The organism is Pseudomonas sp. RC4D1 (genome assembly GCF_018390395.1).
Taxonomy (GTDB): Bacteria; Pseudomonadota; Gammaproteobacteria; order Pseudomonadales; family Pseudomonadaceae; genus Aquipseudomonas; species Aquipseudomonas danubii.
Genome location: NZ_JAHBAW010000002.1, coordinates 1,522,496 through 1,548,119 on the forward strand (window position 1 = coordinate 1,522,496; position 25,624 = coordinate 1,548,119).

21 protein-coding genes are annotated in these 25,624 nt (G+C 63.7%); 10 read left to right on the forward strand and 11 right to left on the reverse strand.

Annotation, left to right across the window (positions count from 1 at the left end; genetic code table 11):
- Nucleotides 1-111: 111 nt before the first annotated feature.
- On the forward strand, nucleotides 112-972 hold the full coding sequence (locus KHO49_RS22585; protein ID WP_170001736.1) for a MurR/RpiR family transcriptional regulator: 861 nt from the start codon (nucleotides 112-114) through the stop codon (nucleotides 970-972).
- Between the two features lie 29 nt (nucleotides 973-1,001).
- On the opposite strand, the gene KHO49_RS22590 is transcribed toward KHO49_RS22585, so the two are convergent.
- From KHO49_RS22590 to edd, 11 genes are all read right to left on the reverse strand, one after another.
- Nucleotides 1,002-1,856: a D-hexose-6-phosphate mutarotase gene (locus tag KHO49_RS22590; protein ID WP_110594833.1), complete on the reverse strand. Its 855-nt coding sequence runs from the start codon at nucleotides 1,854-1,856 to the stop codon at nucleotides 1,002-1,004.
- A gap of 130 nt (nucleotides 1,857-1,986) precedes the next feature.
- Nucleotides 1,987-3,336, reverse strand: coding sequence for a carbohydrate porin (locus KHO49_RS22595; RefSeq protein WP_110594835.1), 1,350 nt, complete (start codon nucleotides 3,334-3,336; stop codon nucleotides 1,987-1,989).
- A gap of 88 nt (nucleotides 3,337-3,424) precedes the next feature.
- On the reverse strand, nucleotides 3,425-4,585 hold the full coding sequence (locus tag KHO49_RS22600) for an ABC transporter ATP-binding protein (protein WP_110594837.1): 1,161 nt from the start codon (nucleotides 4,583-4,585) through the stop codon (nucleotides 3,425-3,427).
- Between the two features lie 3 nt (nucleotides 4,586-4,588).
- On the reverse strand, nucleotides 4,589-5,434 hold the full coding sequence (locus KHO49_RS22605) for a carbohydrate ABC transporter permease (RefSeq protein WP_102880657.1): 846 nt from the start codon (nucleotides 5,432-5,434) through the stop codon (nucleotides 4,589-4,591).
- On the reverse strand, nucleotides 5,427-6,335 hold the full coding sequence (locus KHO49_RS22610; RefSeq protein ID WP_102860601.1) for a carbohydrate ABC transporter permease: 909 nt from the start codon (nucleotides 6,333-6,335) through the stop codon (nucleotides 5,427-5,429). The genes KHO49_RS22605 and KHO49_RS22610 overlap by 8 nt, the downstream gene beginning before the upstream one ends.
- A 122-nt stretch (nucleotides 6,336-6,457) precedes the next feature.
- Complete coding sequence (locus KHO49_RS22615) at nucleotides 6,458-7,750, reverse strand: ABC transporter substrate-binding protein (RefSeq protein ID WP_102880658.1); 1,293 nt, start codon at nucleotides 7,748-7,750, stop codon at nucleotides 6,458-6,460.
- A gap of 116 nt (nucleotides 7,751-7,866) precedes the next feature.
- On the reverse strand, nucleotides 7,867-9,126 hold the full coding sequence (locus KHO49_RS22620) for a D-mannose isomerase (protein WP_213665847.1): 1,260 nt from the start codon (nucleotides 9,124-9,126) through the stop codon (nucleotides 7,867-7,869).
- A 226-nt stretch (nucleotides 9,127-9,352) separates the two neighbouring features.
- Complete coding sequence (locus tag KHO49_RS22625; RefSeq protein WP_110651422.1) at nucleotides 9,353-10,822, reverse strand: ATP-binding protein; 1,470 nt, start codon at nucleotides 10,820-10,822, stop codon at nucleotides 9,353-9,355.
- A complete protein-coding gene (locus KHO49_RS22630) occupies nucleotides 10,812-11,543 on the reverse strand; it encodes a response regulator (protein WP_102860596.1) in 732 nt (243 codons plus the stop codon). The genes KHO49_RS22625 and KHO49_RS22630 overlap by 11 nt, the downstream gene beginning before the upstream one ends.
- Nucleotides 11,544-11,650: 107 nt before the next feature.
- Entirely contained in the window at nucleotides 11,651-12,607 is a 957-nt protein-coding gene (locus KHO49_RS22635; RefSeq protein ID WP_213665848.1) for a glucokinase, read from the reverse strand.
- On the reverse strand, nucleotides 12,604-14,430 hold the full coding sequence (gene edd, locus KHO49_RS22640; protein ID WP_102860594.1) for a phosphogluconate dehydratase: 1,827 nt from the start codon (nucleotides 14,428-14,430) through the stop codon (nucleotides 12,604-12,606). Before edd ends, KHO49_RS22635 begins: the two co-directional genes overlap by 4 nt.
- A 223-nt stretch (nucleotides 14,431-14,653) precedes the next feature.
- Between edd and gap the strand changes: the two genes are divergently transcribed.
- The 9 genes from gap to KHO49_RS22685 all read left to right on the forward strand — a co-directional run bounded on the left by gap (nucleotide 14,654) and on the right by KHO49_RS22685 (nucleotide 25,616).
- Nucleotides 14,654-15,658, forward strand: a complete 1,005-nt coding sequence (gap, locus tag KHO49_RS22645; RefSeq protein ID WP_102880664.1) for a type I glyceraldehyde-3-phosphate dehydrogenase — start codon at nucleotides 14,654-14,656, stop codon at nucleotides 15,656-15,658.
- A 15-nt stretch (nucleotides 15,659-15,673) separates the two neighbouring features.
- Nucleotides 15,674-16,138 (forward strand): methylglyoxal synthase, encoded by a 465-nt coding sequence (locus KHO49_RS22650; protein WP_102880665.1) that lies wholly within the window; start codon nucleotides 15,674-15,676, stop codon nucleotides 16,136-16,138.
- Nucleotides 16,139-16,211: 73 nt separating this feature from the next.
- Nucleotides 16,212-16,730, forward strand: a complete 519-nt coding sequence (locus tag KHO49_RS22655; protein WP_102860591.1) for an RNA polymerase sigma factor — start codon at nucleotides 16,212-16,214, stop codon at nucleotides 16,728-16,730.
- 113 nt (nucleotides 16,731-16,843) lie between these two features.
- Nucleotides 16,844-17,815, forward strand: coding sequence for a FecR family protein (locus KHO49_RS22660; protein WP_110594843.1), 972 nt, complete (start codon nucleotides 16,844-16,846; stop codon nucleotides 17,813-17,815).
- A 119-nt stretch (nucleotides 17,816-17,934) separates the two neighbouring features.
- Nucleotides 17,935-20,532 (forward strand): TonB-dependent receptor, encoded by a 2,598-nt coding sequence (locus tag KHO49_RS22665; RefSeq protein ID WP_213665849.1) that lies wholly within the window; start codon nucleotides 17,935-17,937, stop codon nucleotides 20,530-20,532.
- 112 nt (nucleotides 20,533-20,644) lie between these two features.
- On the forward strand, nucleotides 20,645-21,253 hold the full coding sequence (locus KHO49_RS22670; protein WP_110651420.1) for a biliverdin-producing heme oxygenase: 609 nt from the start codon (nucleotides 20,645-20,647) through the stop codon (nucleotides 21,251-21,253).
- A gap of 117 nt (nucleotides 21,254-21,370) precedes the next feature.
- A complete protein-coding gene (locus tag KHO49_RS22675) occupies nucleotides 21,371-21,784 on the forward strand; it encodes a YbaN family protein (protein WP_102880668.1) in 414 nt (137 codons plus the stop codon).
- 226 nt (nucleotides 21,785-22,010) lie between these two features.
- Nucleotides 22,011-24,155, forward strand: coding sequence for a methyl-accepting chemotaxis protein (locus KHO49_RS22680; protein WP_213665850.1), 2,145 nt, complete (start codon nucleotides 22,011-22,013; stop codon nucleotides 24,153-24,155).
- Between the two features lie 108 nt (nucleotides 24,156-24,263).
- Entirely contained in the window at nucleotides 24,264-25,616 is a 1,353-nt protein-coding gene (locus tag KHO49_RS22685) for a CoA transferase (protein ID WP_213665851.1), read from the forward strand.
- The last annotated feature ends 8 nt before the right edge of the window (nucleotides 25,617-25,624 follow it).

The window sequence follows — 25,624 nt, forward strand, 5'->3', positions numbered from 1 at the left end:
TCGATCCAGGCCATCAGTAGGATAGGCCACCTCTCAACTTCGCATTGCGGGCGCTCTAGCGGCTCTGCTGCTGCGCCTGTCTAGCCGATCTAGGAAACCTGAATGGACCGAGTGCGAAATCTTCTGGAGCAGATCCAGAACCGCCTTGAAGAACTGAACAAGGCGGAACGTAAAGTCGCCGAAGTCATCCTGCTCAACCCACAGCAGGCGACTCGCTTCAGCATCGCTGCGCTGGCCCAGGCCGCTTCGGTCAGCGAACCGACGGTCAATCGCTTCTGCCGCTCGTTCGGTGTCAGCGGCTACCCGGAACTCAAGCTGCAACTGGCCCAGAGCCTGGCCAGCGGCGCCGCCTACGTCAGCCGCGCCGTAGAGGCCGACGACAACCCCGAGGCCTACACACAAAAGATCTTCGGCAGTGCCATCGCCTCCCTGGACAGTGCCTGCCAGGCCCTGGACCCGAACCTGATCAGCAAGGCCGTTGACCTGTTGATTCAGGCTCGGCAGATCCACTTCTTCGGCCTCGGTGCCTCGGCCCCGGTGGCCATGGATGCGCTGCACAAGTTTTTCCGCTTCAACCTGGCAGTGACGGCCCATGCCGATGTACTGATGCAGCGCATGATCGCCTCGGTGGCCCACACCGGCGAATTGTTCGTGATCATTTCCTACACCGGCCGGACCCGCGAACTGGTGGAAGTGGCACGCATTGCCCGGGAAAACGGCGCATCGGTGCTGGGACTGACCGCGGAAAACTCGCCACTGGCCAAGGCCAGTACCTTGAGCCTGAACATCCCACTGCCCGAAGACACCGACATCTACATGCCGATGACCTCGCGGATCATCCAGCTCACCGTGCTCGACGTGCTGGCCACCGGCATGACCCTGCGCCGTGGCGTGGACTTCCAGCCGCACCTGCGCAAGATCAAGGAAAGCCTCAACGCCAGCCGCTATCCGGTGGGCGACGAGTTCAACTGAGGCTGGCCGGTTCGCCGGCCTGCCGACTCCTACACCGCTGCCCGCGCCTGCAAGCTCAGGTGCGCCTGCTCCCCCGGCGCCAGGCACAGGCTGTCGGTGCCGCCGGCAGCCGCTTCGACGCAGACAAACCGCGACACCTCATTCCAGCTCACCCCCAGCAAGGGCCGGGTGCCGGGGTGCCAGACCACGGTGTCGGCATCGTCACCGGTATCGATACACAGCTCGCGCTGCCAGGCGTGGTCCTTGAGCTGCAATTCGCCTTCGTGCTGGAACACCCGCTGGCACCCGCCCTCGACCCGCAACTCGCCCTGCTGCTGACAGACCTGGCGGTTCAACTGGTCATAACCCTGGGCGCCATCAAGCCCGGACAGCGCTACCTCACCGACGTCACCAATACGCCAGTAGGCATGCAAAGCCTGGCTCAACTGACAAGGTTCACTGTCCTGGTGCTCGGTGCTCAGGCGCAGATCCATGCTTTGCCCCAGGTGTGCGTGCAGATCGACCTTCCAGTCGCACAACTGCAATTGCCAGTGCAGGCGCACGCCGTCCTCTTCGCTGCTGCTGTCCAGCAGTTTCCAGTCCAGCAGCCGCGCCCAACCGTGGGACGGCCAGGCATTTTCACTGGGATGGCGACCGTACCAGGGCCAGCACACCGGCACACCACCGCGGATCGCCCCCACTTGCGGCCACTTCGAGGCACACCACAGCCAGGGCTTCTGCCCGGCCGGCTGAAAGTGCAGCAGTTGAGCGCCCTGGCGACTGAACACCGCCTGGCACAGCGGGTGATCGATCACCAGCACATCGCGCATCTGATAGCGCTCCCAGGCGAACACCGGGCGTTCGCGCAGGGATTTGAAAAAGCGTTGTAGCGGATGCTCATGCATGGGCCGCGGTCCTGAAATTCACTGCTGTCTCGATACTCATCAGGGGGACTTGCAATCCCCACAAAAAAAAGCGGACGGCCTGGGCCATCCGCAAAATGCGCACATGGAGGAGGAGCTTATCGCAACAGCTCTAGAACACCGACTGAATTTTCAGACCGGCCACCAACGCGTTATCCACTTCATCCACACCGCCCGGATGGGTGATGTATTGCAGGTTGGGGCGTACGGTCAGCCAGTTGGTGACGTGGAAACCGTAGTTGATCTCGTAGTTGTATTCCGTGTCGCGCAGCGGCATGTACAGCGGGTTGTCGTAGTTGCTGATGCCGTTGTCCTCGTTGATCAGCTGGGCGTTCTTGCGCACATCGTCGTTGACGTGGATCCGCGCAAAACCGATGCCCACGTCATCTTTCGGACGCGCATCGAACGGCCCCTTGTACACGAACATCAGCGACTGGTAGTTGTCGACGACGTTGGTGTCCTTGTCATGGAAGGTGGCGTTGGCGGCGATGTTCAAGCCACGGGAAGCGTCACCGTTGTGGGTGGTGAGTTGCTGCTGAGCGACGAACCAGTAGCCGTGCTTGCTGTTGTGCACGCGATAGGCGTCGCCCGTGTCCGCGGCGTCCTGGCCGTTGGCGTCCTTGCGCACATCATTGGCGTCGGCCGTGCTCTTGTAGTAACCCACGCGGTACTCGCCCGGCAGGCTATTGAGCTTGGGCGACCAGACCAGTTCCACCGGCAATACCGTGCCCTTGGTGCCGCTGCCGCTGAGCTTGAAGCCGTTGCCGTGCTCCAGCTGCGACGGGTTCTGGTTGTAAGCGCCGATCTGCGCATACAGCTCGGGGGTGATGTGGTATTTGACCCGCAGCGCTGCCTGGCTGACCGGCCAGTTGTACCAGATACCGGTGGCCCAGTTGCCCACCTGGGAGCCGCAGAAGGCCAGGTTCTGGAACTCGCAGGGGAAGGTGTTGAAGTCTTCGCCTTCGCCGAAGTAACCGGCCTTGACGTCCAGCTTGCCGTCGAGGAACTGGTGCTGAATCCACAGCTGGGTCAGACGCACCATATGGCCACGACCGTACACCTCCTGGGAAGAACTCAGGGTGCCGGCACGCGGGTCGCCGATGCGATCGTTGGAAATGTTCTGGCCGTTACGGTTGGTCAGCTGGATCTTGGCCTGGGTATTGTCCCAGCCCAGCAGCTTCTGCAGATCCAAGGCCACGCCGAGACCGAACTGATCGCTGTAGCGCCCGGTCTTGTCGTCGTTGTAGCCGCCATGCAGGTTGGCGCCCATTTCACCGACGTAGTCGGCCTTGATGTCGATCCCCTGCTCGATCAGCTTGGTACGCTCACCCCCCCAGTCGCCGGTCATCCACTTGGAGTCGGCGCTGAACGCCTCGTCCGCCATGGCATTGGCGGACAGGACCAATGCCGCAGCCGCTGACAACTGGCAAAGCAGCCGGGTATTGCTGTGTTGCTTTTTCATCCCTACATCCTCGTCTTTATTGTTATTAACGATTTATCCAACGCGGTTTACAGCGGGTGCGACGGATGACAGGCCATCCGCCACGGATTCATCGCCCCTTGAACTGCGCCACGTTGCCGCTACGGGGCTCGGACACAGGCGCGCCGGCCGCTCCCAGGCGCTCGCCGCTCTGGGCATCGAACAGCAGCACTCGGGCCGGATCGAACTGCAAGGTCAGGGTTTCTCCTGCCTCGGGCGCCTGATCCGGAGCCAGGCGGCAGCAGACCTTGGTGCCATTGAGGGTGACGAACACCAGGGTGTCGGGACCGGTGGGCTCAACCACCTGGACCTCGGCGCGCAAGGTCGGCAAGCCATTGGCTTCGGTGGCGGCCAGGGCAATCTGCTCCGGACGAATGCCGAGGATCACCTCGCGGTCTTCGAGCCCCGCGTCCTGCATGCCCAGAGGCAGCTCGCAACGGGCCTGGCCACTGTCCAGTAGCGCCAGCAGGCGGCCGTCCTTGCGTTGCAGGCGCAGGGGGATGAAGTTCATCGGCGGCGATCCGATAAAACTCGCCACGAACAGGTTGGCCGGATCGTTGTAGATCTGCTTCGGGGTGCCGAACTGCTGGATGATCCCGTCCTTCATCACCGCGACCTTGTCGCCCAGGGTCATGGCTTCGATCTGGTCGTGGGTGACGTAGACCGTGGTGGTCTTGAGGCGCTGGTGCATCAGTTTCATTTCGGTGCGCATCTCGACCCGCAGCTTGGCGTCGAGGTTGGACAGCGGTTCGTCGAACAGGTAGATCTTCGGCCGCCGCGCCAGCGCCCGGCCCATGGCCACCCGCTGCTGCTGACCGCCGGAGAGCTGGCCCGGCTTGCGGGTCAACAGGTGCTCGATCTGCAGCAGCTTGGCCACCCGCGCCACTTCCGCGTCGATCTCGGCAGTGGGCATCTTGCGGATCTTCAGGCCGAAGGCGATGTTGTCGCGCACGCTCATGGTCGGGTACAGCGCGTAGGACTGGAACACCATGGCGATGTCACGATCCTTGGGGCTCATGCCGCTGATGTCGGCGTCGTCCACCAGGATTGCCCCGCCGCTGATGTTCTCAAGGCCTGCGATGCAGTTCATCAGGGTGGATTTGCCGCAGCCGGACGGGCCGACGAGGATCAGGAACTCACCGTCGTCGATCTTCAGTTCGATGTTCTTCAGGGTGTCCGGCAGGCCGGCACCGTAGGTCTTGTTGACGTTGCGTAATTCGAGAGTGGCCATGCTTTACCCCTTGACTGCGCCGGACGTCAGCCCGCGCAGGAAATACTTGCCGGCGAAGATGTAGACCAGCAGTGTCGGCAGCCCGGCGATCATCGCCGCCGCCATATCAACGTTGTATTCCTTGGCCCCGGTGCTGGTGTTGACCAGATTGTTCAGGGCCACGGTGATCGGTTGCGCATCGCCGCTGGCAAACACCACGCCGAACAGGAAATCGTTCCAGATCTGGGTGAACTGCCAGATCAGGCAGACCATGATGATCGGCACCGACATCGGCAAAAGGATCTTGCCGAAGATGGTGAAGAATCCGGCGCCATCCAGGCGCGCGGCCTTGACCAGGGCATCGGGGATGCTCACGTAGTAGTTGCGGAAAAACAGCGTGGTGAAGGCCAGGCCGTAGACCACGTGCACCAGCACCAGGCCGGTGGTGGTGTTGGCCAGGCCGAACTTGCCAAGGGTGAACGAGGCCGGCAGCAGCACGGTCTGGAATGGCAGGAAGCAGCCGAACAGCAGCAGGCCGAAGAACAGCTGGGAGCCGCGAAAGCGCCACATCGACAGCACGTAGCCGTTCATTGCACCGATGAAGGTGGAGATCAGTACCGCCGGCACGGTGATCTTCACCGAGTTCCAGAAGTAGCCGCCCACAGCGTCCCAGGCTTTGATCCAGCCGATGCCGTCCACCACCTGGGGCCAGCTCAGCAGGTTGCCGGTGCGGATGTCTTCCGGGGTCTTGAAGCTGGTCAGCAGCATCACCACCAAGGGAATCAGATACACCGCCGCCGCCAGCAGCAAGGTGGCGTAGATGGCGATCCGACTGAAGTTCAGGGTCGGCTTGGCGAGGGAGTTAGTCATGGCGCTTGCCTCGCAGTTCGGAGTACAGGTACGGCACCAGGATGGTCAGCACGGCACCGAGCATCAGCATGGCGCTGGCCGAGCCGATGCCCATCTGGCCCCGGCTGAAGGTGAAGGAGTACATGAACATCGCCGGCAGGTCGGAGGAGTAGCCCGGGCCGCCCGCGGTCATCGCCGCCACCAGGTCGAAGCTCTTGATGGCGATGTGGGCGAGGATCATGAAGGCACTGAAGAACACCGGTCGCAGGCTCGGCAGCACGATCCGCAGGTAGATGGTCGGCAGGCTCGCGCCGTCCACCTGGGCGGCGCGGATGATCGACTGGTCAACACCGCGCAGACCGGCGAGGAACATCGCCATGACAAAGCCCGAGGCCTGCCATACGGCGGCGATCACCAGGCAGTAGACCACCCGGTCCTGATCCACCAGCCAGTCCAGGCGAAAGCCTTCCCAGCCCCAGTCACGGAGCATCTTGTCCAGGCCCAGGCCAGGGTTGAGCAGCCACTTCCAGGCAGTACCGGTGACGATCATAGACAGTGCCATGGGGTACAGGTACACGGTGCGGATGAAGCCTTCCTTGCGGATGCGCTGGTCCAGCAGCACCGCCAGGAACACCCCCAGCACCAGGCTAATGGCAATGAACATGCCGCCGAAGAGCGCGAGGTTCTTGCTCGCCACCCACCAGCGGTCGTTGTCCATCAAGCGCAGGTATTGCTGCAGGCCGACCCACTTGTAGCTCGGCATGAAGCTGGAATTGGTAAAGGACAGAATGAACGTCCAGATGATGTAGCCATAAAACCCCACGAGCACGATCACCATGCTCGGCGCCAGCACCAGCTTGGGTAGCCAGCGCTGCAGTGCGTCCAGGGGTGAGGCCTTGCTGAAAACCGCCACAGAGCTCATCGCAAAAACCCAGTTATTGAAGTGAATCCGGGATGCACGCCGCCGCTGCATGGACGTAAGCCCTGCAGGGCGGCAACACAGTCACAGGTCAGCCGCCGGCGTACCGGCGGCGGGGTCAAGGATTACTGCGCGGCTTTGACCGCCGAGGCCAGTTGCGCACTGGCCTTGGCCGGGTCCGCATCCTTGTCGTTCATGAAGTTGGTGACCACATCGAAGATCGCACCCTGCACCGCCAGGGAAGTGGCCATGTTGTGCGCCATGCTCGGCTGCAGGCCCCCGGTCTTCTCGTCGGCCAGGAAGTCCTTGGCCGCTGCCTGGGCGCAGGAGTCGAAGCCCTCGGCGCTCATGTCGTTGAGCATGTCGGTGCGCACCGGGATCGAGCCCTTGTTGATGCTGAAGACCTTCTGGAAGTCCTTGCCCAGGGCGACCTTGGCCAGGTCCTGCTGAGCGGCGATATCACCTTTGCGATCGGCCTTGAGCTTGAACACCGCCAGGGAGTCGATGTTGTAGGTGAAGGCCTTGTCAGTGCCCGGGAACGGCACGCACTGGTAGTCCTTGCCGGCAACTTTCTTCGCCGCCGTCCATTCGCTCTTGGCCCAGTCGCCCATCATCTGCATGCCGGCCTTGCCGCCGATCACGTCGGCAGCCGCAATGTTCCAGTCACGCCCGGCACGGTTGGGGTCCATGTAGCCGGTGATTTTCTTCAGTTCGGCGAAGGTCTTGGTCATTTCCGGGCCGGAGAGGGTTTTCTGGTCCAGGTCCACCAGGGCTTTCTTGTAGCCTTCAGGGCCCATGACCGAGAGCACCACGTCTTCAAACACGGTGCTGTCCTGCCACGGCTGGCCACCGTGGGCCAGGGCGATAAAGCCCGCGGCCTTGAGCTTGTCGCCGGCGGCATAGAACTCTTCGAGGGTGGTCGGGGCCTTGTCGATCCCGGCCTTCTTGAACACTTCAGGGTTGATCCACAGCCAGTTGACCCGGTGGATGTTCACCGGCACTGCTACGTAATCACCTTCGTACTTGACGGTATTGGCCACCTTGGACGAGAGCAGGCCGTCCCAGTTTTCCGCTTTGGCCACGTCCTTGAGGGTGTCGGTGCTGAGCAGGCCGGTGCTGCCCCATTCCTGGATATCCGGGCCCTTGATCTGGGCTACGCCCGGCGGGTTGCCGGCCACGGCGCGGCTTTTGAGCACGGTCATCGCAGTGGAACCGCCACCACCGGCCACGGCGCCGTCCTTCCAGGTGAAACCGTCTTTTTCCACTTGGGCCTTGAGCACATCGACGGCAGCTTTTTCACCACCCGAAGTCCACCAGTGGACGACTTCCACGGAACCTTTGGAATCGGCGGCGAGGGCACTCAGGGGAAACAGAGAGGCAAGGGAAATGACAGTGGCGAGGCGAGAAATCGCATTCATTTGAAGTACCTTTCTTGTTGTTATGCATGCAAGTCTGGTGCTTGCGCTGCATACGAGTCTAAACAGCCTAGTCGAACGTTCGGGTAACGAAGCGACGGGGAAATGTCACGACATGGTTACACAAGGCCCGGAACAGACGCTTGGGCCAAAGCCGAGGCCATGCTCGGTGCCAGAGGCAGACGCGGAATCAGCACGGCTTGCCAGGCGTGATAGAGGTCCGGCTTGCCGCCCCAGATCTCGGCAGCCGGGCGGTTGTCGCGGCCCAGTTCGTGATGCCAGCTGCCCTGCTGATGATCGATGAAATGGGCTTCGCAGAACTCCCAGAAACGCCGGTACCAGACCTCGTATTGCTCCTGGCCGGTGCGCTTGAGCAAAGCGCTGGCGGCGGCGCTGGCCTCGGCATGGGTCCAGTGCAGGCGCTGGTGCACCACTGGCCGGTTGTCCCAGTCCAGGGTGTAGACGATGCCCGGGGCACCATCCACGTCCCAGCCGTGGCGGCAGTTGCTCGCAAACAGACGTTGCGCATCCAGCGCCAGCCAGCCCGGGGTCAACAGGCCGGCCTGGACCCGCGATGCCTCCAGGTGCAACAGCAGGCGCGCCCATTCGAAACCGTGGCCCGGCGTGGTGCCGAAGGGCCGGAAACCATCGGCGGGAAAGGCCCGGTTGTAGTCGCGCAGGGGCTGCCAGTCAGCGTTGAAATGCTCGATCACCATGAAGTCATTGGCGGCGGCGTGCTGATGGATCACCCGCTCGACGATGCGCAGGGCGCGGTTGAGCCAGCGCGGGTCCTGGGTGACATCGGCCAGGGCCAGGAAGGCCTCGGTGGCGTGCATGTTGCTGTTGGCGCCGCGATAGGCTTCCGGCTCGCGCCAGTCACGGTTGAAGGACTCGAGCATGGCGCCCTCCTCCTCGCTCCAGAAATACCCGTCGACGATCCGGATCGCCTCCTCAAGTAGGGCCTGGGCACCCGGCCGCTGCGCCACCACCGCAGAGCTGGCGGCCAAGGCGACAAAGGCATGCAGATAGGCAGCCTTGGTGCTGTTGCCATCGGCCTGACCGGCCACGGCGAACCAGCCGCCGTGCTCGGCATCGCGCAACGGCCCCATGAGCGCGGCGATGCCGTGATCCACCAGCCCGGCATAACCCGGCAGGCCCTGGATGTGCGCCATGGCGAAGCTGTGGGTCATGCGCGCGGTGTTCATGGTTTCGGCCTGGGCACCGGCGGGCAGGCAGCCCCGGGCATCGAGGTTGCCGAAGCCTTCGGCGAGTCGTGAAGCCTTGGCGAAATCAAGCAGGCGCTGGCCTTCGGCGGCGAGCCAGGAATGGTGAGCGGGCGCGTTCAGCCAACTGCGCAGCGGCAGGGGGAGAGAGTCCATGAGTGGCCTGTTGTTGTTTTTATCGAAGGCTTGAGTCTAATCAAGCCGCTCGCAACCGCAGGTAACGAAGGGCCAGCACAATGTCACCAAACCGTGACATTGCGCGGCTCCACCCGTAGGAGCCGGCTTGCCGGCGAAAAGGCCCTTGAGTCCTGCAGTGCCCTTGGGAACGCCTTCGCTGGCAAGCCAGCCCCTACACAAGTCAGCGTCTGCACAGGCCAGCCGCTCAGTCGAAGGTCCGGGGCAGGTACAGGGTCACCCGCAGGCCGCCTTCGCGCAGGTTCTGCAGGCTGACTTCGCCGCCATGGCTGTGGGCAATGTTGCGGGCAATCCCCAGGCCCAGGCCGTAGCCCTGCTGCTGGCCGGCCAGACGGAAATGCGGCTCGAACACCTGCTCCAGGCGCTGCTCCGGTACGCCCGGGCCTTCGTCGTCTACATGCAGGACAAAACCGCTGTCGTCGTCTTCGATGTGCAGATGGGCGTTCTGGCCGTACTTCAGGGCGTTGTCGATCAGGTTGCCCATGCAGCGCTTGAGCGCCAGGGGCTTGCCCGGGTAGCTGGCCAGCGCCCGGCCCTGCTGGGTCACGCGGCCATTGCCGTTGGGTGCCAGGTAAGGCTCCACCAGGCAGTCGAGCACCTGATTGAGGTCCACCGGCTCGATGTTCTCGTGGATGTCGGTGTCCTTGACGCATTGCAACGCACCTTTGACCAGCAGTTCCAGTTCGTCCAGGTCGCGGCCGAACTTGGCTTGCAGTTGTTCGTCCTCCAACAATTCGACCCGCAGGCGCAGGCGGGTGATGGGGGTGCGCAGGTCGTGGGAGATGGCGCTGAACAGCTGGCTGCGCTCGGTCAGGTAGCGGCTGATGCGTTCGCGCATGCTGTTGAAGGCCCGCCCCACTTCCACCACTTCACTGCCGCCGCCCTGCGCCACCGGCTCGACATCGGCGCCCAGGGACATGTCCCGCGCCGCCCGGGCCAGACGCTTGAGGGGCCGGCTCTGCCAATGCACCAGCAGGCCGATGAACAGCAGCAGAAAACCGCTGGTGAGCAGGATGAACCACACCTGCTGCGCCGGCAGCCCCTGCTCTTCGAGACTGGTGTAGGGCTCGGGCAACAGCGAAGCGATGTACAGCCATTCTCCCGGGGCCATCTGGATCTGGGTCACCAGCACCGGCGGGTTCACCGGCTCCAGGGTCAAGGCGTAATGGGCCCAGGAGCGGGGCAATTCGTCGAGCTTGAGGCCGCCATTGAAGATCCGCAGATCATCGGGGCTGACAAAGGTCACGGATAAATCCGCGTCGTTGCCCAGGGACTGGCGCAGCACTTGCTCCACCGCCTGCAATACCGCCTCTTTGCGCGGTGTAGCGGGCAGCACCTGCATGCCCAGGGGCTTGTCATTGAGGGTCACGACAAAACGGGTACCGCCCATGCTGCGCAACTGGTCGAGCACCAGGGGGCGATAAGCCACCGGCAGCGAACGCAGGTAACTGACGCTGGCGGTCATCGAGTGAGCCAGGCTGCGGGCGCTGGTCACCAGGCCTTCGAGCTGGGTAGCGCGCAACTGCGAAACCCAGATCACGCTGGACAGGGCCTGGGCGAACAACACCGCCAGCAAGGTCAGCAGAAGCATGCGCCCCAGCAGCGAGCGGGGCACCGGCACCCGCCGCAATACTCTGCGCACTGCCTCAGTGACCATTGCCGGCAACCACATTGGCTGCCAATTGATAGCCACTGCCACGCACGGTACGGATCAGCCGCGGCGGCTTTTCCGTGTCCCGCAGACGCTGGCGCAGGCGGCTGACAGCCATGTCGACGATGCGGTCCAGGGGCATCAGGTCACGCCCGCGCGTGGCATTGCCGATGGTGTCGCGGTCGAGGATTTCCTGGGGGTGGTCGAGGAACAGCTTGAGCAGGGCAAAGTCGGCGCCGGAGAGGATCACCTCCTCGCCGTCGTTATGAAACAAGCGGTGACTGATCACATCCAGGCGCCACTCGTCGAAGCACAGCACGTCACCTGCAACCCGCTCCTGGGCGAACTGCACCCGGCGCAACAGCGCCTTGATCCGCGCCTGCAACTCCCGTGGGCTGAAGGGCTTGCCCAGGTAGTCGTCGGCCCCCAGCTCCAGACCGATCACCCGGTCGGCCTCGTCGGAGCTGGCGGTGAGCATGATGATCGGCACCTGACTGCACCGTGGGTGCTGGCGAATCCAGCGGCACAGGCTGAAGCCGTCTTCGTCGGGCAGCATCACGTCGAGGATCACCAGGTCGCTGGGTGCCTCGCTCAGGGCCTGGCGAAAGCCGGCGCCATCGGCGGTCGTGCGCACCTGGAAGCCGCAGCGGCTGAGGTAGGTTTCCAGCAGCTCGCGAATTTCCTGATCGTCGTCAACCAACAAAATCGACTTACTGACTGAACTCACCGGGGCCGTCCTTATTGTTAGGCAGGGAGCGCGATTATGCCTGATGCCGGGAGGCGTGTTACCGCCTCTTCGCCGGTAAGCCTGCTCCTACGCCGTGCGGCTCAAGGTCAACCCTGGGCCTGCTCCAGCGCTACGCCAGCACCGGTCAGCCCGGAATAGGGCGCCGTCACCAACCACACCGGAATGCCCTTGAAGTAGTCGCTCATGCAGCCCTTGTCGGCAAAACTCCTGGCAAAGCCGCTGTGGATGAAGAAATCGGCGAAACGGGGAATCACCCCACCGACGATATACACCCCGCCCCGCGCGCCCGTGGTCAGCACGTTGTTGCCCGCCACTCGCCCCAGCCAGCAGCTGAACTGCTCCAGCACTTCCCGGGCAATCGGGTCGCCGGCCAGCCCGGCAGCGGTGATGGCCTCCGGGGTATCGAGGCGCGGCTCATGACCGTCCACCGCACAGATCGCCCGGTACACCCGCGGCAATCCACTGCCGCTCAAAGCGGTCTCGGCGCTGACATGGCCAATTTCATTGTGGATGTGCTGCCACAGCTGGGTTTCCCGCGGGCTGCTCAAGGGCAGGTCGACATGCCCCCCCTCCCCCGGCAAGGCCATGTAGCGGCCGTCGCCGAAATTCAACAGGGTACCGACGCCGAGACCAGTGCCCGGGCCGATCACCACCGCCGGACGCAAGGGCTCGGCAACGCCTTCGCAGACCACGCGAAACTCATCGGGCTGCAAGCGGGTCATGCCCAGGGCCATGGCCGAGAAATCGTTGACCAGCAGCAACTGCTCCACCTGCAAGGCCTGGCAGAACGCCTGGCGACTCAGGCGCCAGTGGTTGTTGGTAAAACGGAACTCATCGCCGCTGACCGGACCGGCCACCGACAGGCATACCGAACCGATGGAACCCAGGGCCAGGCCCTGGTCTTGCAGGTACGCCTTGATGGCGTCTTCCGGGCAGCGATAGTCCGCCGTTGCATGGACCTGGATCGCGTCCAGTTGTTGGTCTTTCCACAACGCGAAGCGCGCGTTGGTGCCACCGATGTCACCGACCAGGGCCAGTTTCAATTAAGCGTCTCCAGAGCAGAGGTAAAGGCGCTGGCGCCCTGCTCTGCCGAGCTGAAGGCCATGCGCATGAAAGCGAAGAGTTCACGACCGGTGCCGACGTTGTTGCCCAACAGGCCCTTGGCCGGTTCCCGGGCGGCGAATTCGGCGGCGTCGACCTTGAGTTCCAAGGTGCCCTTGACCCCGTCAACGCGAATGATGTCACCGTCCAGCACCCGAGCCAGCGCACCGCCGACCTGGGCCTCGGGGCTGACATGGATCGCCGCCGGAATCTTGCCCGAGGCACCCGACATACGTCCATCGGTCACCAGCGCCACCTTGAAACCACGGTCCTGCAGAACCCCGAGGAACGGGGTCATCTTGTGCAGCTCGGGCATGCCGTTGGAGCGCGGGCCCTGGAAGCGCATCACCGCGACGAAATCTTTTTCCAGCAGGCCGGCCTTGAAGGCGTCGGCCAGGTCCTGCTGGTCCTGGAACACCACGGCCGGGGCTTCGACGACCTGATGCTCGGGGGCCACGGCGGACACTTTCATCACCCCGCGGCCGAGGTTGCCTTCCATGACCCGCAAGCCGCCTTCCGGGGAGAAGGCCCGGGCCACCGGCCGCAGGATGTTTTCGTCGAGGCTTTCGATCGGGCCTTCGCGCCATACCAGCTTGCCGTTATCGAGGAACGGCTCCTGGGTGTAGCGGCTCAGGCCGCGGCCGGCCACGGTATTGACGTCCTCGTGAAGCAGGCCGGCTTCCAGCAGTTCACGGATCAGGAAGGACATGCCGCCCGCTGCCTGGAAGTGGTTAATGTCGGCCTTGCCGTTGGGATAGACGTGGGACAGGGTCGGCACCACCTCGGACAGATCGGCCATGTCCTGCCAGGTCAACTGGATGCCTGCCGCCTGGGCTATGGCCGGCATGTGCAGGGTGTGGTTGGTGGAACCGCCGGTGGCGTGCAGAGCGACGATGGAGTTGACCAGGCAACGCTCGTCGACGATTTCGCCGATGGGCGTGAAGCTGCCGCTCTGCTTGGTCAGGCGCGTGACCTGCTGCGCCGCCTCATGGGTCAGGGCGTCGCGCAGCGGCGTGTTGGGGTTGACGAAGGAGGCGCCCGGCAGGTGCAGGCCCATGACTTCCATGAGCAACTGGTTGGTGTTGGCAGTGCCGTAGAAGGTGCAGGTGCCCGGGCTGTGGTAGGACTTCATTTCCGATTCCAGCAACTCCTCGCGGCTGGCCTTGCCTTCAGCATAACGCTGGCGCACATCGGCTTTCTGCTTGTTGGAAATCCCCGACACCATCGGCCCGCCCGGGACGAAGACCATCGGCAGATGACCGAAGCGCAGGGCGCCCATCATCAGGCCCGGGACGATCTTGTCGCAGATCCCCAGCATCAGCGCCGCGTCGAACATGTTGTGCGACAGGGCCACGGCCGTGGACAGCGCAATCACCTCGCGGCTCGGCAGGCTCAGTTCCATGCCGGCCTCGCCCTGGGTCACGCCATCGCACATGGCCGGGGTGCCGCCAGCGAACTGGCCCACCGAACCGATCTCGCGCAGGGCTTTCTTGATCTGCTCGGGAAAACGCTCGTAAGGCTGGTGAGCCGACAACATATCGTTATATGACGAAACAATTGCCACGTTGGCCGCATTCATCATCCGCAGGCTGTGTTTGTCGTCGGCGCCACAACCGGCCACGCCGTGGGCGAAGTTCGCACACTGCAACTTGCCGCGCTGCGGACCATCGCTGGCGGCACCACGGATCAACGCCAGATAAGCCTGGCGAGTGGCGCGACTGCGAGCGATAAGCCGTTCGGTGACCTCAAGAACGCGGGGATGCATATGTAGAACTCCAGGCTAACGGATGTGGCGACCTGTTTGTCTATGCTGATCAGAAGCCCCGCCACCGAGGGACAGTGGAGGACATTTCTGACCATTTGGACCAGTTGATTCAGGTCACTCGTTGTAGATAAGACAAAATATTGCCACTAAAAAGGCTTGTTTTCTATTTCTATGCGAATAATCTTGTAATTCCAACAACAAATTTAACGACAGGCGTTTGCACATGACTCTTCGAATCGCAATCAACGGTTTTGGCCGTATTGGCCGTAACGTCCTGCGCGCACTCTATACCCAAGGCTATCGTCAGGATCTGCAGATCGTCGCCATCAACGATCTGGGGGACAGCGCGATCAATGCCCACCTGCTGAAATACGACACCGTCCACGGCACCTTCGACGCCGAAGTCCAGCACGACCAGGAAAGCCTGACCGTCAACGGCGACCGGATTGCCGTCAGTGCCATCCGCAACCCGGCCGAACTGCCCTGGGCCGCGGAAAAGATCGACGTGGTCTTCGAATGCACCGGCCTGTTCACCGACCGCGCCAAGGCCGCAGCCCATCTTACTGCCGGCGCCCGCAAAGTGATCATCTCGGCCCCGGCCAAAGGCGCCGACGCCACCGTGGTCTACGGGGTCAACCACGACATCCTGCGCCAGTCGCACCAGGTCATTTCCAACGCTTCGTGCACCACCAACTGCCTGGCCCCGGTGGCCCAGGTGCTGCACCGCGAGCTGGGCATCGACAACGGCCTGATGACCACCATCCACGCCTACACCAACGACCAGAACCTCACCGACGTCTACCACAGCGACCCCTACCGCGCCCGTTCGGCCACCCAGAACATGATTCCGAGCAAGACCGGCGCAGCTGAAGCTGTGGGCCTGGTGTTGCCGGAGCTGGCGGGCAAGCTGACCGGCATGGCAGTGCGGGTACCGGTGATCAACGTATCCCTGGTGGACCTGACCGTGACCCTCAAGCGCGACACCACCGCCGAAGAGGTCAACGCCCTGCTCAAGAGTGCCAGCCAGCATTCGAAGATCCTCGGCTACAACACCCTGCCGCTGGTCTCCAGCGACTTCAATCACAACCCGCTGTCGTCGATCTTCGACGCCAACCACACCAAGGTCAGCGGCGGTCGCTTGCTCAAGGTGCTGGCCTGGTACGACAACGAGTGGGGCTTCTCCAACCGCATGCTGGATAACTGCCTGGCCCTGTGCAACGCGGAATAAAACGGATATTCGTCGATGATCGGTATCAGTTTTACCCAAAAGACCATGGCGGCGCGCAAGCGCATCGCCCTGGTCGCGCATGACCACTGCAAGGTCTTTCTGCTGGACTGGGCCGAGCGGCAGAAGTCACGCCTGGCCGAACATGAACTGCTGGCCACCGGCACCACCGGGCTGCTGCTGAGCAAACGCCTGGGACTGCCGGTGCAAAGCATGATCAGCGGCCCTCTGGGCGGCGATCAGCAACTGGGCGCGCAGATTGCTGAACAGCGGGTCGACCTGCTGGTGTTCTTCTGGGACCCCTTCGAACCCCAGCCCCACGATCCGGATATCAAGGCCCTGCTGCGCGTGGCGGCGGTGTGGAACATTCCCGTGGCCTGCAACGAGTGCAGCGCCGACTATCTGCTCAGCAGCCCACTGATGAGCCAGGCCCATGAACACCGGATTCCCGACTACCAGGCGTACCTGGCCGCTCGGGGATAAATCACACAAGGCTTGACCATTGACGCAGATGACAATCATTATCATCTGCTGCAAAAATGGATCAGGCCTTGCTGTGAGTCAATCGCACTTCAACCACGTCTTCCTCACTCAACGAATTTCTCTGCTGCGAACGCTGGAGCGGATGGTCAACAACCACAGCACCGCCGAAGACCTGCTGCAGGAAACCTATCTGCGGGTGACCCGCGCCCTCAGCGAGCGGCCGATCACCCACCTTGAGCCCTTCGTGTTCCAGACTGCACGCAACCTGGCGCTCGACCACCTGCGGGCCCGGCGTATCCAGGGCCGCACCCTGCTGGAAGATGTGCCACCGGAGGTGGTGGAGAGCGTCGCCGCTCCCCTCAGCAGCGCCGAGGACGCAGCCCACGCCGAGCAATTGCTCGAACGCCTGAACCTCAGCCTCGGTCAGCTCAGCCCGCGCCAGCAGCAGATCTTCATCCTCAGCCGCCTGCACGGCCACAGCTATCAGGAGATCGCCGACGCACTCGGGGTGTCGCTGAGCACCGTGCAAAAGGAACTGAAATTGATCATGGCCATCTGCATCGGCGTCGCCGAACGTCTCGACGGCCAGTGAGTCTCAACCGCTGAGCACAATGACTGCGTCAGCCCCAGGCCTTTGTTAACCTTGGCCGGCTTTCGCTCTCTCTTGAAAAAACAGCTGCGCACAGACGCCGCCGAGGAACACCCGTGACGGATTTTCACAGCGCCGAGCCGCCCACCCCTGCCGGCTCGCACTCAAGCACCCTTGCCATGGATCAGGCGCTGGATTGGCTGATCGAGCTGGAACATCCGAACGAGGAACACGTGCGCCAGTTTCATCAGTGGCTGGCGGCTTCACCGCTCAATGCCCAGGCCTTCGAAAAGGCCCAGGCCATCTGGAACGGACCGCAAGTGGCGCTCTGTGCCCAGGCCCTGGCCGCCCCTGCACCGAAGGTTTCACGCCTGGCTCGCCTGCGCCCCCACTGGAAGCCCCTGGCCACCGCCGCGGTGCTGGTGCTTGGGCTGTTCAGCTTCAGCAACCTGCCCCTGCGCCTGCAGGCCGACCACCTGACCCTGGTGGGTGAACGCCAGCGCCTGCAACTGGAAGACGGCTCGAAAGTCCTGCTCAACACCAACTCGGCGTTTTCCAGCCAGATCAACGATCACCAGCGCGTGGCTCGGCTGTACCAGGGCGAAGCCTTCTTCGAGATCCCGGCCACTCTCGGCCGGCCCCTGGAACTGGACGCCGGTCCGGTCAAGGCCAGCGTGGGCGACACCGCCTTCGCCGTGCGCTATCTGGACGGCATCGCCCAAGTCCAGGTGCAACGCGGCGATATCGACCTGCGGGCGACCCACGCCGACCAGCGCATTCGCTTGAGGGCCGGAGAAAGCGTACGCGTCGGCCCTCAGGGGTTTGAGCGCCCGGCCAAGCTCGATGCTGGCAAGGACCTGGCCTGGGTCGAGGGGCGCCTGGTGTTCGAGAACTGCCCCCTCAATCAGGTGCTGGCGGAACTGCGGCGTTATTACCCGGGCTGGATCGTCAACAACAACGAGCAGTTGGCAAGTGTTGCGGTCACCGGCAACTACCGCCTGGACCAGCCCCTGGATGTGTTGCGTTCCCTGGCCCATATCACCTCGGCGCGACTCTCGGAATTCCCGGCGCTGGTGATTCTCAACTGAGAATAATTATTTTTACGCGATAGCCATGGGTCATACGTCTCGTTATAGCCAATGCAACTGATTCGCATTTTTAATGCGTGTCTGCACCTATAAGATTCGTGCGACCCGGAGCGCTCTCGATGTCCCCTCGCCTCAACAGCCGATCCTCTGTTCCCTGTACCCGTCTGCAGAACTGCACGCTGTCGCTGCTCACCGCAGCGATCCTGCTGGCCGGCGCTCACGCCACTCCTGTCATGGCCGCCGATGCCCCGGCGCCTTCCAGCCAGCGCATGGGCAACTACAACTTCGCCATTGCCGAGCAACCTCTGGTCTCGGCGCTCAATGCCTTTACCGCGGTCACCGGCTGGCAAGTGGGCCTGCCCGCTGAGCAGGGCTCCGGCGTTGCCTCCCCCGGCGTACGCGGCTCGCTGCCGCCGGAAAAGGCCCTGGATCGGCTGCTCAGCGGCACCAGCCTGAGCTACCGCAAACTGGGCAACAACAGCATCGTCCTGGAGAAGCGCAGCGGCGCCAACGTGGTGAACCTGCAGCAAGTGACCATTAGCGCTACCCGCCAGGAGCAGGACATCAACTCGGTGCCGAGCACCGTGAGCGTGCAGACCCGGGAAGAACTGGACCGCCAGAACGTCAACACCATCAAGGATCTGGTGCGCTACGAGCCTGGGGTGTCCGTCGGTGGTGCAGGTCAGCGCGCAGGACTCAGCGGCTACAACATCCGCGGCATCGACAGCGACCGGATTCTCACCCAGGTCGATGGCGTGGAAGTGCCGGATCACTTCTTCAGCGGTCCCTACGCCAAGACCAACCGCAACTATGTCGACCCGGAAATCGTCAAGCGCGTGGAAATCCTCCGTGGCCCGGCCTCGGTGCTCTACGGCAGCAGCGCCATCGGCGGCGCCGTCAGCTACTACACCCTGGACGCCGACGACATCATCAAACCCGGCCAGGACGTTGGCGCGCGCCTGAAGAGCGGCTACAGCTCGGCTGACGAAAGCTGGCTGAAATCCGCCACCGTCGCCGGCCGGGCCAGCGACTTCGACGCCCTGCTGCATCTGAGCCGGCGTGATGGCCACGAAACCGAGTCCTATGGCAGCAACAACGGCACCGGCCTCAACCGCACCGCCGCCAACCCGGAAGACGCCCGCACCACCAACGTCCTGGCCAAGCTCGGCTGGAACTATGCACCGGATGCTCGCCTGGGCCTGACGTACGAAAAGTACAAGGATGACCGCGACACCAACCAGAAAAGCGCAGTAGGCGGCCTGTTTCTCAACGGCGTCGGTCAGAACTGGTATCGCTCGCGGGTCGGCAACGACACCATCACCCGTGAGCGCTTCGGCCTGGAAAACAGCTTCGCCGTGCAATCGCCGATCGCCGACCAGATCAAGTGGAGCCTGAACTACCAGATCGCCAAGACCGACCAGACCACCAGCGAACGCTACAACATTGCCCGCGACGTGCTGCGCCAGCGCGAAACCCTCTACCAGGAGAAGCAGTGGGTATTCGACGCCCAGATGGACAAGGCCTTCAGCCTGGGTGAAACCGAGCACCAGCTGACCTACGGCACCACCCTCAAGCAGCAGAAGGTCACCGGCTCGCGCTACGGCACCGCCACTTGCCTGAAAGTCGGCGGCGGCTGCACCGCGGTTGGCGCACCCAGCCCAAGCGCCAGCGACAGCGTGAAAAAATCCAGCGACTTCCCGGACCCCACCGTCAGCACCTACAGCCTGTTCGCCCAGGACCAGATCAGCTGGAATGCCTGGACCTTCACCCCTGGCCTGCGCTACGACTACACCCAGCTCAAGCCGAAACTGACCCAGGAGTTCCTCAATGTCGCCAACCCTACCGGCAACTTTCCGGTCAGCGACGACAAGAAGACCTGGCACCGGGTTTCGCCCAAGTTCGGCCTGACCTACGCCTTCGACGAGCACTACACGGCCTATGGCCAGTATTCCGAGGGCTTCCGCACGCCGTCGGCCAAGGCGCTCTACGGCCGCTTTGAAAACCTCGCCACCGGGTACGTGGTCGAGCCCAACTCCAACCTCAAGCCAGAAACCAGCAAAGGTTATGAAACCGGCCTGCGCGGCAACTTCGACGCAGGCTCCTTCGATGTCTCGGTGTTCTACAACCAGTACCGCGACTTCATCAACGAAGACGCCATCACCGCCGGCGCACTGCAATCGGTGATCCAGAGCAACAACATCAAACACGCCACCATCAAGGGCGCCGAAGCCAGGGGCCGTCTGAACCTCGATGCCTTCGGTGCACCACAGGGCCTGTACAGCATCGGCTCGCTGGCCTACGCCTACGGTCGCAACAATGACAACGGCGAGCCGATCAACAGTGTCAACCCGCTCAAGGGCGTATTTGGCCTCGGCTACGACCAGGACAACTATGGCGCGCTGCTGAGCTGGACCCTGGTCAAACGCAAGGACCGGGTCGACAACAGCACCTTCAAGGCCCCGGATGGCCGCGCCACCAGCGGTCAGTTCAAGACACCGGGCTACGGCATCCTCGACCTCAGCGGCTTCTACAAGGTCACCGATGACCTCACCGTGAACGCCGGCCTGTACAACCTGACCGACAAGAAATACTGGAACTGGGACGACGTGCGCGGCTACGACAGTGTCGGTGAGGCCGGACAAACCGCACCCGCCAACCTCGACCGCCTGACCCAGCCGGGCCGCAACTTCTCGGTCAACCTGGTGTGGGACATCTGACCCCAAACCGCCTCACTGCCCTTTTTCATCCGGGGCAGTGAGGATTTTTTACTGTGTCGCGTCTTCTTGTTCGTCTAGTCACTAAGTGCCTCTCATTCTCAAGGACATCTGCATGACCTCCCAGGATTCCTCCCAGCGTCATCACCTGCGCTCCCAGCGTCTGAACCAGATCACCCACGAGCCCCATTCCAAGCTCGACGCCCTGGTCAAGGCCCACGCACCGTTTGAAACCCAGGGCGCCTTCGCCCGCTTCGTGGTCGCCCAATACCTGTTCCAGTCGGAACTGGTGGAGCTGTACAACGATGCCGAACTGAACCGCATCGTGCCTGACCTGGCCGAGCGCTGCCGCGCCGAAGCGGCCAAGGCCGACCTGGCGGACCTGGATACTGAAGTGCCAGCACCGGTAGCCGGCGCCGTGCGCAACCCGAGCAAGGCCGAAGCCCTGGGCTGGATCTTCGTTTCCGAGGGTTCCAAGCTCGGCGCCGCGTTCCTGATCAAGCGCGCCGTGGGCCTGGGCCTGAGCGAAACCTTCGGCGCCCGGCACCTGGGCGAACCGGCCGGTGGCCGTGCCGAAGGCTGGAAGACCTTCACCCGCATCCTCGACGGCCTGGAATTCACCGCCGAAGAAGAAGCCGCAGCGGAAAAAGGCGCCCTGGATGCCTTCAACCGCTTCACCGTACTGCTGGAGCAGGCTTACTCCAGCGCCGCGCAACCGGCCTGACCCCGACGTTGTGGGCACGGTGGCGGCTGACCCCTCTGCCCTGCCCACAGCGGTATTTTGTCGGCCGGCATCTTCCCCGGATTGAGCCACACGACGCGTTACCTCATCATCGAAGCCATGACCCCCACTCGCCCCTCCTCGTCGAAAATATCCCGCCTGCTGTTTGGCGTGCTGGCCTATATCAGCCTGGCTATCGGCCTGATCGCCATCGTCGTACCGGGCCTGCCGACCACCGAATTCATCCTCCTGGCCGCCTGGGCCGCTACCAAGAGTTCGCCACGCCTGAGTGCCTGGATGGAGAACCACCGGCTGTTCGGCCCGATCCTCTGCAACTGGCGTAACGGCCGGATTGTCAGCCGCAAGGCCAAAGTCAGCGCCACCCTCAGCATGCTGCTGTGCGCCGGCCTGATGCTGACCCTGCTCAATCATCACTGGACGATGTACGCCGCCATCGCTGGCATGACCCTGGGCAACCTGTGGATCTGGTCGCGCCCCGAAGCCCTGCCGCAAACCTGCACCCCGCCTCTGTAACAGCCCGCTTGCCGGGTAGAGCGCCCTCAGCATTGCCATGAAGTTCACGGACCTTTTCGCTGGTAAGCCGGCGCCTACGCGGCGAAGGCCTCATACCTACCGTTCGTCGGCTAAACCTCACGCAAAAGCTGGCCAAGCCGATGTTCCAAACATGGCGCTGAAAGGACTTGGCGACCGGAATCAACCGATTCCGTGCTTACCATCCGTCCTTTCGCGAGATCGCCTCATGTTCGACTCTCTCTCCATCCGCCTGAAAATCGTGCTGTTGTCTGGACTGTGCCTGTTGGGCGTGGTGGCGCTGATCGTCGGCATGAACATCTATCAAAGCCAGCAGAACAACCAACTGGTCAACACCTCCAGCACGCAGATGCTGACGGCCGGTGTCGAGGACCTGCTGCAGGCCAAGGCAGCCGAACAAGCGGCACACATTCAGAAGACCTTCGGCGAAAGCCAGCTGGTGATCACCGCCCTGGCGGATCAGGTCCGGGACCTACGAGACCTGGCCAACCAGCGCGGCCTGGATGCGGCAGCGCTGCGCGAAGAACTCAACCGCAGCCTGAAAACCGCCTTCGAGCGCAACCCCAAGGTGCTCGGCATCTGGCTCGCCTATGAGCCCAATGCCCTGGATGGCAAGGACAGCGAGTTCGCCAACGATGCCACCCGGGCCTCCAACGAGCGCGGACGTTTTGCTAGCTACTGGAGTCGCGCCGGCGGCCAGCAACTCAATACCGTGATGGCTGAGGAGGACATGACCAAGACCACCCTCAACCTCAGCGGCACACCCTACAACATCTGGTACACCTGCCCCCGGGACACCCGACGCATCTGCTTGCTCGATCCCTATGCCGACACCATCGGCCAGGACAAGAAACAAGTGCTGATGACCACCATCTCCCTGCCCCTGCTGGTGGACGGCAAGGTGCTGGGGGTGATTGGCGTCGACATCGCCCTGGACTCCCTGCAAGCCGCCGCTGTCGAGGCACAGCGGGACCTGTTCGACGGAGCCGGGCACATGATGATCCTCGCCGGTAGTGGGCTGCTGGCCGCTGTCGGCACCGATGCCGGCCAGGTCGGCAAGAACATCAATGAAACCTATGGCGCCCAGGGCAAGGACATCCTCGCAACACTCAGCGGCAGCCCATCGAAAATCCTCCAGCAAGGCGACCTGATCCGCGCGGTCTATCCCTTCAGCCCGATTGCCGATGCCAAGGCCTGGGGCGTGACCATCGACCTGCCACAACAGGTGCTGCTGGCGGACTCGGTCAAGCTGCAAACCCTGCTGGATCAAGCCCAGACCAGCGGCACCCTGAAAACCCTGCTGGTCGCCGTCGGTGCCGGCCTGCTGGGCCTGCTGTTGATGTGGCTCAGCGCCTCCGGCGTGACCCGGCCGATCAACAGCGTGGCGCAGATGCTCCAGGCCATCGCCAGCGGCGACGGCGACCTGACCCAGCGCCTGAACTACAGCAAGAAAGACGAACTGGGCGAGCTGGTGAGTTGGTTCAACCGTTTCCTCGACAAGCTGCAACCGACCATTGCCCAGATCAAGCAAAGCATCATCGAGGCCCGCGGCACCGCCGACCAGTCTTCGGAAATCGCCCGCCAGACCAGCGAAGGCATGCAAGTGCAGTTCCGCGAGATCGACCAGGTGGCCACCGCCTCCAACGAAATGAGCGCCACCGCCCACGAAGTCGCCAGCAGTGCGTCCAACGCCGCCCAGGCCGCCCGTGGCGCCGACCAGTCGGCCAAGGAAGGCATGAGCATCATCGAACGCAGCACCCGGGACATCAGCCTGCTGGCCGACGAGGTGAGCAAGGCGGTGGGTGAAGTCGAAGCCCTGGCGGTGAGCAGCGAGCAGATCGGCTCGGTGCTGGAGGTGATCCGCAGCATCGCCGAGCAGACCAACCTTCTGGCCCTCAACGCCGCCATCGAGGCGGCCCGTGCCGGCGAAAGCGGCCGCGGCTTTGCCGTGGTCGCCGATGAAGTGCGCAACCTGGCCAAGCGCACCCAGGACTCGGTGGAGGAAATCCGCGTGGTGATCGAACGCATCCAGAGCGGCACCCGCGATGTGGTCAGCACCATGCACGCCAGCCAGAGCCAGGCGCAGAACAACGCCGGGCAGATCCAGCAAGCGGTCCAGGCCCTGGGCAAGATCAGCGACGCGGTCACCGTGATCAGCGACATGAACCTGCAGATCGCCAGCGCCGCCGAGGAGCAGAGCGCGGTGGCCGAAGAGGTCAACCGCAACGTCTCGGCGATTCGCAGCGTGACCGAGACCCTGACCGAGCAAGCCAGCGAGTCAGCCCAGGTCAGTAGCCAGCTCAATGCCCTGGCGACCCAGCAGATGAAGCTGATGGATCAATTCCGGGTATAAGCGCAGGTTCTCGCCCCCCGGCCGCCCGCCGCGGCCGATGACCGGGGGTGATCGACAGGGGCGGCGGTTTCAGGGTGCAATGCCCTCCTCTGAACCGGGGAGTGCGTCATGACCGAACTACTGGTCACCCTCCAGGCCGCGCTGGGCCTGGCGCCCGCAAGCGTCCGACAAACCGGCCAGGGCGCCCTGCCCTCGGCCTTCGCCGTGACCGACCTGGCCTGCGCCAGCATCGCCGCCGCCGGGCAAGCCCTGGCCGAACTGCTGTACAGCCAGACCGGACGCCGGCCAGAGGTCAGCGTCGACCGGCGCCTGGCCTCGTTCTGGTTCGCCGGTTCAATCCGCCCGCAAGGCTGGAGCCTGCCCTCTCCCTGGGACCCGATTGCTGGGGATTACCCCAGCCGCGACGGCTGGATTCGTCTGCACACCAACGCGCCCCACCACCGCGCCGCCGCCGAACGGGTGCTGGGCGCGGTGACCGGGCGCGACGCGATGGCCGCCCGAGTGGCCACCTGGGACGCGCTGGAGCTGGAACAGGCCATCGTCGATCAAGGCGGTTGCGCCGCGCAGATGCGCAGTTGGGCGCAGTGGCAGGCGCACCCGCAGGGTCAGACCGTCAACGCCGAACCCCTGGTGCACTGGCTGCCGCACAGCGGCTCGCGGCCAAGCACCTGGAGCGGTTCCAGCGCCCGGCCCCTGGCCGGACTGAAGGTGCTGGACCTGACCCGGGTCCTGGCCGGCCCCGTGGCCAGCCGCCTGCTGGCGGGGCTGGGCGCCGAGGTACTGCGCATCGACCCGCCGGGCTGGAACGAACCGGCCCTGGAGCCGGAGGTGACCCTGGGCAAGCGCTGCGCACGCCTGGACCTGCACGACCTTGAACAGCGCGCGGTATTCGAGGGCCTGCTGGCCGACGCCGACCTGCTGCTGCACGGCTATCGCGCCGATGCCCTGGAACACCTGGGTTACCACGCCGAGGCACGCCAGCGCATCGCCCCGGGGCTGATCGAGGTCAGCCTCAACGCCTATGGCTGGAGCGGCCCCTGGCGCAACCGCCGGGGCTTCGACAGCCTGGTACAGATGAGCGCCGGCATCGCCGCAGCCGGAATGGACTGGAAAGCTGCGGACCAACCGCTGCCACTGCCGGTCCAGGCCCTGGATCACGCCACCGGCTACCTGATGGCCGCCAGCGCTCTGCGGGCCCTGAACCTGTCCTTGAGCGGCGGCCAGGGCCGCTCGGCGCGCCTGTCCCTGGCGCGCACCGCCAAGCTTCTGGTTGAGCATTGCCCGTCAGCGGAAAACGCAACGCCGCTACGCTCGGAAGACGCTGACGATCAGGGGCTGGTTCAGGAACAGCCCCCTTGGGGACCGGCCCGACGCCTGCGGGTGCCGTTGCATATCGCAGGAACTCCCGTGCAGTGGGATTGCCCCGCCGGCACCCTGGGCGCCCATCGCCCCCAATGGTGATGAGCCCT